Below are 7,085 nucleotides of genomic sequence, written 5' to 3' on the forward strand. Positions count from 1 at the left end.
GGCCCCGCCTCATGAGGCGGGCCCGGAGCGCCGCGAGCCGCCACGAGGCCATGTGCAGCGAGACGCGGGAGGACCGCACCGATGGATACGCACCGGACCAGGACGACGTCACGACGAAGGCATCCGGCACGCCGAGGGCGGCCCGCCCTGGCCACCGCGGCGATGGCGCTCGTTCCCGTCCTCGGCATGACGGCGCTCGCCGCATGCGGTTCGGACGACGACGGCGACGCGAGTCCGTCCGCGAACGTACGGCCCTCGGCGCCGGCCACCGCCTCCTTCACCGGCGCGGCGCCGTCCGCCCTGGAATCGCTCGCGGAGTCCGCGAAGGCGTCGGTCTCCGCCGCCGCGTCCTCCGCATCCGCCCGTGCGTCGGAGTTCGAGGCCTCGGTGTCGGCGGACGTCGCCCGCGCCAACGCAGCCGCCGAGAAGCAACTGAAGGACGTCGAAGGCCGGGGCAACGCCACCGCCGACGTCTCCCTCACCGGCAGACCGCGAGCGGAGACCGGCGGTCTGCTCGCCGTCGTCGTGCACATCACCAACCGTTCCGACGACACCGCTTCCTACGCCGTCCAGGTCGACTTCCGCGACCCCGACGGCAAAGTCGTCGAAACCCGCTACGTCGGTGCCGAGGACCTCGCACCGGGTGAGCGCGTCCAGCCCCTGGCCATCAGCCGCAAGCCCCCCGAGCCGCAGCTGACGCCGGAGATCGCCAAGGCCCAGCGGTACTGAACGGCCCGAGCTGTGCTCCGCGTACGGCGGCACGGGAACCTCAGGCGTACGAGGGTGACGCACCCGTCAGCCGGTAGGGCCACCGGCGAAGACGCGTGCGGCCCACTACTGTCCGTCGCATGACCGAAAACACCCTGCGCTCCGTCACCGTCGAGCGGACCGCCACCGGACACTTCACGGCCACCAATCCGCGCGGCGGCACGATCAGTTTCGGAACCGGTTCCGCGGACGGCGGCGACAACGACTTCACGCCGGTCGAGCTGCTGCTCGCCGCGCTCGGGGGCTGCACGGCCGTGGACGTCGACGTCGCCACCGCCCGCCACAGCGAGCCCACCGAATTCAACGTCACCGTGACCGGAAACAAGGTCGGCGACGCGAGCGGCAACCGGCTGACCGACCTCGCGGTCACCTTCTCCGTCGCCTTCCCGGACGACGAAGCCGGCGCCCGCGCCCGGTCGATCCTCCCCCGAGCGGTCAAGGTCTCCCACGACAAGCTCTGCACGGTCAGCCGGACAGTGGAGACCGGCACGCCCGTCACCGTGACCGTCGAAGACGCCTGAACCAGCCGTTGTTCCTGCTCGCTCCGTCTGGCGCAAGCCCAGGGTGACTCCGGATGAGGACGAGAACCACCGTCGGAGAGGGGCCGCCGACAGCCCGCTCGGGCATCCGGGGAGGTCAGGTGACCCCCACGTCGGCACCGCTGTCCGGGCGGGTCTCGCGGCCCCCCGGATGCCGATGACGCCAGTTCCAGAAGACCCCGCAGGACACCACGGCCCACCCAGCCAACACCAGGAAGGGGAAAGCGTGTTGATGCCCGGCGAAGTAGACCGCCGTGTGCTGGGCGTTCACCGAGCCGCCCGGCGGGAGCCAGCGGCCGATCAGGCCCAGCGGTGAGGGCAGCAGCGGCCACGACACCGCGCCACCCGAGGACGGATTGCCCAGCAGCACCATCAGCCCCCAGGTCGGCAGCATCGCCCAGCGGCCCACGAGCGTGTTGAACATCGTGAAGACCATGCCGCTCGTGAACATCGTGAGCGCCAGGATCAGCCACGACTCGGCGAACGGCAGATCGAGCGCGCCCAGCAACCAGTCCACCGTGGCGGCGATGGCGAGCCCGCCCAGCAGCGCGTACAGGGCGGTGCAGGCGATGCGCTCGACCGGCGTGAGGGCTCTCGCGTGCACGCTGAGCTGGATCGCTCCCACGAATCCGGTGATCACGGCGGCGAGCGAGATGTAGAAGATGGCCAGCCCCCGCGGATCGCCCTCCTGGAGGGGGTTGATGTCCCGGACGGTGACGGCGACGCCCGTCTGCCGGCCCACAGCGGGTGCCGCCTCGGCCAGTACCTCCGCCACCGAGGCTCCGGACGCCGAGGAGAGGTCCAGCACGACGGCCCGTTCCCCCTTCCGCACGTCGACGATCGCGAAGACCCGCTGCTCCTCGACCGCCGTCCGGGCCTCGGCCACGGTGCCGTAGGGACGGATCTTCACCGCGGTGTCGAGGGCCTTCTCCATGCCGCCGAGGAACCGCCGGCCCTCCGGCTGTGCGGGCGAACCGACCAGCGCGGTGGGAATGGAGCGTGGTGTCGGATCGGCCATGGTGTAGGTGTACGACCCCGCGAACAGGGCCGCGGCCGCCGTCACGATCAGCACGAGCACGGCCGCGGGCAGGAAGGGGGACTCCTTGAACCTGTCCCACCCTCGGGTCGGCGGGGAGGACCCGCCACCGGCATGGTCGGGCATTTCGGGCATGCGGGCCACGTTAGCCGCCTGGACCCCGTGGCCTGCCGAGCCACGGAGCCCTCGGAATGTCTGGGAGAGAGGCTCCTGTGCGGGTGGCCGGGAGCCGGGCCGGACAGCCTGACGCCGCGTTCGGGGGATTACGTCCATCGTTCGGCTGAGAAGGGGACGCGGCCGGGCGTGGTGCCGAAACAGCGGGAGTGGATTCCGCTGGTCTGGATACACACGGCCTCACTCGACCCGCACACGGCCTCACCCGACCCGCGCACGCTCTCACCCGAACTCCGGCTCGACCGAGACCAGGACCGGGACGTAACCCTCAACGCGTCTCCGTCGACCGGGATCACCCACTGCCCACCGAGGAATCTGATGGCGACTCATACCGAGCCCGTCGCTCCCGTGCCCGCGGCCGAACGCCGCGGCCGGGGCGAAGTGATCGTCACCTGGCTGACCACGACCGATCACAAGAAGATCGGTCACCTCTACCTGCTCACGTCGTTCGGCTTCTTCCTGATCGGTGGAGCACTGGCCTTGGCGATCAGGGCGGAGCTGGCCAGGCCAGGACTGCAGCTGCTGTCGAACGAGCAGTACAACCAGGCGTTCACCCTGCACGGCACGGTCATGCTGCTGCTGTTCGCCACACCGACCTTCGCCGGTTTCGCCAACGCGATCATGCCGTTGCAGATCGGTTCCCCGGATGTCGCCTTCCCCCGGCTGAACATGCTGTCCTACTGGCTGTTTCTCTTCGGAGGGCTGATCGTGATCAGCAGCCTGATGGTCCCGGAGGGTGCCGCGGACTTCGGCTGGACCGCCTACACGCCGCTCAGCGGAGGCGAGCGCACCACTCAGCTGGGCGGTGACCTGTGGGTGATGGGGCTGGCACTGGGCGGGTTCGGGACGATCCTCGGCGCGGTCAACTTCATCACCACCATCATCTGCATGCGCGCACCGGGCATGACCATGTTCCGGATGCCGATCTTCACCTGGAACGTGCTGCTCACCTCGGTGCTGGTCCTGCTGGCCTTCCCGGTCCTGGCAGCCGCCCTCTTCGCCCTGGAGGCGGACCGCAAGTTCGGCGCGCACATCTTCGACCCGGAGAACGGCGGGGCCATCCTGTGGCAGCACCTGTTCTGGTTCTTCGGCCATCCCGAGGTGTACATCCTGGCCCTGCCGTTCTTCGGCGTGATCACCGAGATCATCCCGGTGTTCTCCCGCAAACCGATCTTCGGCTACATGGGTCTGGTCGGTGCCACCCTCGCCATCACCGGTCTGTCCGCGACCGTCTGGGCTCACCACATGTTCGCCACCGGGGCGGTGCTGCTGCCCTTCTTCTCCTTCATGAGCTTCCTGATCGCCGTGCCGACCGGGGTGAAGTTCTTCAACTGGATCGGCACGATGTGGAAGGGCTCGATCTCCTTCGAGCCACCCATGCTGTGGGCGGCCGGTTTCCTCGTCACGTTCCTCTTCGGCGGACTGACCGGAGTCCTCCTCGCCTCGCCGCCCATGGACTTCCACGTGACGGACAGCTACTTCGTCGTCGCCCACTTCCACTACGTCCTGTTCGGCACGATCGTCTTCGCGATGTTCGGCGGATTCAGCTTCTGGTGGCCGAAGATGACCGGCACGATGCTGGATCACCGCCTGGAGAAGATCCACTTCTGGACCCTGTTCGTCGGCTTCCACACCACGTTCCTGATCCAGCACTGGCTCGGCGCCGAAGGCATGCCCCGCCGCTACGCCGACTACCTCGCCGCCGACGGCTTCACCGCCCTCAACACCATCTCCTCCATCGGAGCCTTCCTTCTGGGCCTGTCCACCCTCCCCTTCCTCTACAACGTCTGGCAGACCGCGCAGAAGGGGCAACGGGTCGAGGTCGACGACCCCTGGGGCTACGGCCGCTCCCTGGAATGGGCCACCTCCTGCCCCCCGCCGCGCCACAACTTCGTCACCCTGCCGCGCATTCGGTCCGAGTCTCCCGCCTTCGATCTGCACCACCCCGAACTCGCCCATATCGAACAGCAGGCGAACGCCGGCCGGCGAGACGCCATCGACGCCGAGGACCACAAGGGGGAACCGCGGTGAAGCATGGGTGGCACCCCGCACCAGACGGGCGGGACAGCGTCCTGGCCGCCGAAGCCGAGGGCTACCTTCTGGCCCGCGTCCACCGCGAACAGGCCCAGCGCGAAGCCGAGGACCTCTGCGCCCGTCTGCCGTGGCTCACCACCGCCCAGGCCGAAGACCTCGCCCACCACTACATCCGGCAACGCAACCACCTGACCCGCCTGATGTTCCAGGAGACGCTCCGCCGAGCAGCCCAGCTCCGGCAGGAGTACGAGAGCCGGTACGCCGTCCTACGGCGGGACCTGCTCAGACGCCACGCCTCGGTCGCCTCCGCGGTCCTGGCCTGCGCCGCCGGAGTGAGCGCCGCGGCCGCCGTGTTCGCCCGCTAGACCGCCGCGGGCGGCGCCCCGGGATGTCACGGACGCTGGGTACCGCGGGACGCGGGCGGGTGGGACATCACGCCTCTGACCTCGCGGCCGTGACCGACGCGAGGTCCTCGCCACATTTCAGGGGCGGAGCGGCGGGCGTGGGCACGTCCCCTGGCGCCGTACCACTGGACGGCGAGTGCGACGGCCAGTGCCACCTCGACGAGGTCACCGCCGTAGTACATCAACTGGGCCCCGGTGCGCAGGTCGTGGGTGGCGAAGGACGTGCCGGGCGGTGGTGACCCGTACAGCCCCTTGGCGAGCACGGAGTGGGTGGCGCCGACGGTCAGCACGGCGGTGCCACGCGCCGCGAGGCTCCAGCGGCGGCGGACCGGATCGAGTTGGCAGACCGAGAAGGTGAAGATCAGCCCGGCGGCGAGAACGTGCAGGTGTGTGACGACCTGCAGCACGGGGTGCTGGTGCGTGGCGGCGAGGAGTCCGGTCCGGTACAGCAGCCACAGCCCGCCGACGTCCACCAGCGCCGCCACGGGCGGGGAGAGGAGTACGGCGACGGGTCTTGCGTGGGCTGCCCGCAGCAGACCGCGCCGCACCCTGCCCGGAGGCAGGAGGCGCAGGGCCAGGGTGAGGGGCCTGGCGAGAACCAGCAGCAGTGGGGCGACCATGCCGACGATCAGGTGTTGCGCCATGTGTCCCGTGAAGGGCCCGCCCGGTGTCTCCGTCAACATCGCCCAGCCCATGGCGCCGCAGCCGGAGGCGAAGGCCACATCGCGCGCCCGCGGCCAGGTGTCCCCACGGTGGCGCAGTCGCCGGGCGCTGAGGAGGTACACCGAGGCTGCCGCCAAAGCGGCGACACCCGAGCAGAGTTCGGCGACCGCGCCCCACTCGGCGACGGCGGCTCCGGGGTGGTGGGCCTGCCTCACCTCCTCGGCCCTGTCCTGTCGCGGCGGGCCGCGCGCACGGTCAGGGCGCTCCCGATGAGCAGGAGGACCAGGCCGCTCAGGTTCCATGCCCAGTCGTAGGGGGTGACGTCCACCCCGTACCGGATTTGGTGCACCCGCAGCACTTTGTGGTCCACGATGCCGTCGAAGACCTGGAAGACACCCAGGCCGAGGAAGACGCCCGCCCGTAGATGCGCTGCGGCCAGGACGCCATGGCGGAGCAGGTCGGCGCAGAGGAAGAAACCGGCGACGAGAGCGAGGAGTTCAGCGGTGTGCAGCAGGCCGTCGGAGAGCAGACCGACACCGGTGGTGGACCGGTCGTAGAAGTGGTGCCAGCCCAGGAGTTGGTGGAAGACGATCTCATCGGCCGCGGCCATGACGGCCATGCCGATCAGGAGGCCTGCCGCCAGGGACCTCCGGTGCTCGGGACGCGGGCCGCGGCCGGTGGGCGGGGAGGTCATCGATCGTCCCCGCCCCCGGCCGTGTGTCCCGCGGCACCCTCATGAGGTGCTGTGCTCCTGCGCGGCACTCGGACGGTTCCTCGCACCGCGACCGGGCCTACATGCCACGGTCGCGTCGGGGCGACCGCCTCTCCCGGGCAACGGCGCTCGCGGCCAGCGCCAGCAGAAGGCCGATGACTCCGACGATGACGTTGTTCACGACGGTCCGGGTTGTGCTGACGTCCCCTGCCACCGCCCACGGGGCGATGATCGTCCACAGGCTCAGCGCACAGGCGGCCCACGCCATGCTGTGCGTGCGTTCGTAGGCGCGGCCGAAGCCGCCGCTCATCAGCAGCGCATAGCCGATACCGACGATCAGGTTGTTGACCGCCAGCGCGGACAGGCCGCTGAAGCCCGCGATCCACGGGGAAGCCGCGAGGTACACACCGGTGAGGAAGGCGAGGGCCTCGACGGCCTGCGCCATGGGGGTACTGGTGGCTCGTTCCGCCATCTCGTGTCGGGCACGCATGGCGACGATGTCGGGATGGGTCTCCATCGACGACCTGGGAGTAGTGGTCACTGCGTTCACCTCCGGAGCGTCCGGTCTTTCGATGCCCACGGGTACCCCCGCTGTCCCCGGCTCCAACCGCCGTGGAGAAGGCGCCTTCTCCGCCGCCGGATCTCGACCAGGACGCCTGGCGCGACGTCCCCGCGCCCTCGCGAACCGGGGCCCGGGTGTGCGACGTACCGCGCCCCGTGGTGGGCACGCCGGCGCGTGCCCACCACGGGGCGCG

8 protein-coding genes are annotated in these 7,085 nt (G+C 70.1%); 4 read left to right on the plus strand and 4 right to left on the minus strand.

The features are described 5' to 3' along the window. Positions 1-81: 81 nt before the first annotated feature. Positions 82-729 (plus strand): hypothetical protein, encoded by a 648-nt coding sequence (locus BZL64_RS27675; protein ID WP_086771907.1) that lies wholly within the window; start codon positions 82-84, stop codon positions 727-729. Positions 730-848: 119 nt separating this feature from the next. Continuing rightward, positions 849-1,289, plus strand: a complete 441-nt coding sequence (locus BZL64_RS27680) for an OsmC family protein (RefSeq protein WP_086771908.1) — start codon at positions 849-851, stop codon at positions 1,287-1,289. 115 nt (positions 1,290-1,404) lie between these two features. Here BZL64_RS27680 and BZL64_RS27685 read toward each other — a convergent pair whose 3' ends face one another. Then, complete coding sequence (locus BZL64_RS27685; RefSeq protein ID WP_425276077.1) at positions 1,405-2,478, minus strand: ABC-2 transporter permease; 1,074 nt, start codon at positions 2,476-2,478, stop codon at positions 1,405-1,407. 357 nt (positions 2,479-2,835) lie between these two features. On the opposite strand from BZL64_RS27685, the gene ctaD reads away from it, so the two are divergent. Further along, positions 2,836-4,548, plus strand: coding sequence for an aa3-type cytochrome oxidase subunit I (ctaD, locus tag BZL64_RS27690; protein ID WP_208639533.1), 1,713 nt, complete (start codon positions 2,836-2,838; stop codon positions 4,546-4,548). Beyond that, a complete protein-coding gene (locus BZL64_RS27695) occupies positions 4,545-4,916 on the plus strand; it encodes a hypothetical protein (protein ID WP_244205513.1) in 372 nt (123 codons plus the stop codon). Before ctaD ends, BZL64_RS27695 begins: the two co-directional genes overlap by 4 nt. A gap of 26 nt (positions 4,917-4,942) precedes the next feature. Here the strand turns inward: BZL64_RS27695 and BZL64_RS27700 are convergent, their stop codons facing one another. The 3 genes from BZL64_RS27700 to BZL64_RS27710 all read right to left on the minus strand — a co-directional run bounded on the left by BZL64_RS27700 (position 4,943) and on the right by BZL64_RS27710 (position 6,847). Beyond that, positions 4,943-5,833 carry a cytochrome c oxidase assembly protein gene (locus tag BZL64_RS27700; protein ID WP_244205514.1) on the minus strand — a complete coding sequence of 297 codons (891 nt, stop codon included), beginning with the start codon at positions 5,831-5,833 and terminating at the stop codon, positions 4,943-4,945. Continuing rightward, entirely contained in the window at positions 5,830-6,312 is a 483-nt protein-coding gene (locus tag BZL64_RS27705) for a DUF2243 domain-containing protein (protein ID WP_086771910.1), read from the minus strand. Before BZL64_RS27705 ends, BZL64_RS27700 begins: the two co-directional genes overlap by 4 nt. 97 nt (positions 6,313-6,409) lie before the next feature. Then, the gene (locus tag BZL64_RS27710; protein WP_086771911.1) at positions 6,410-6,847 is read right to left on the minus strand and encodes an SPW repeat protein; all 438 of its coding nucleotides are present in this window, start codon (positions 6,845-6,847) and stop codon (positions 6,410-6,412) included. Positions 6,848-7,085: the final 238 nt, after the last annotated feature.

Source organism: Streptomyces bobili, assembly GCF_002154575.1.
In the GTDB taxonomy this organism is placed as follows: domain Bacteria; phylum Actinomycetota; class Actinomycetes; order Streptomycetales; family Streptomycetaceae; genus Streptomyces; species Streptomyces bobili.

What these genes read in the sequence shown, in the direction of transcription:
- BZL64_RS27675 (WP_086771907.1), top strand. Translation starts at nt 82, where the DNA reads ATGGATACGCACCGGACCAGGACGACGTCACGACGAAGGCATCCGGCA.
- BZL64_RS27680 (WP_086771908.1), top strand. Translation starts at nt 849, where the DNA reads ATGACCGAAAACACCCTGCGCTCCGTCACCGTCGAGCGGACCGCCACC.
- BZL64_RS27685 (WP_425276077.1), bottom strand. Translation starts at nt 2,478, where the DNA reads ATGCCCGAAATGCCCGACCATGCCGGTGGCGGGTCCTCCCCGCCGACC.
- ctaD (WP_208639533.1), top strand. Translation starts at nt 2,836, where the DNA reads ATGGCGACTCATACCGAGCCCGTCGCTCCCGTGCCCGCGGCCGAACGC.
- BZL64_RS27705 (WP_086771910.1), bottom strand. Translation starts at nt 6,312, where the DNA reads ATGACCTCCCCGCCCACCGGCCGCGGCCCGCGTCCCGAGCACCGGAGG.
- BZL64_RS27710 (WP_086771911.1), bottom strand. Translation starts at nt 6,847, where the DNA reads ATGGAGACCCATCCCGACATCGTCGCCATGCGTGCCCGACACGAGATG.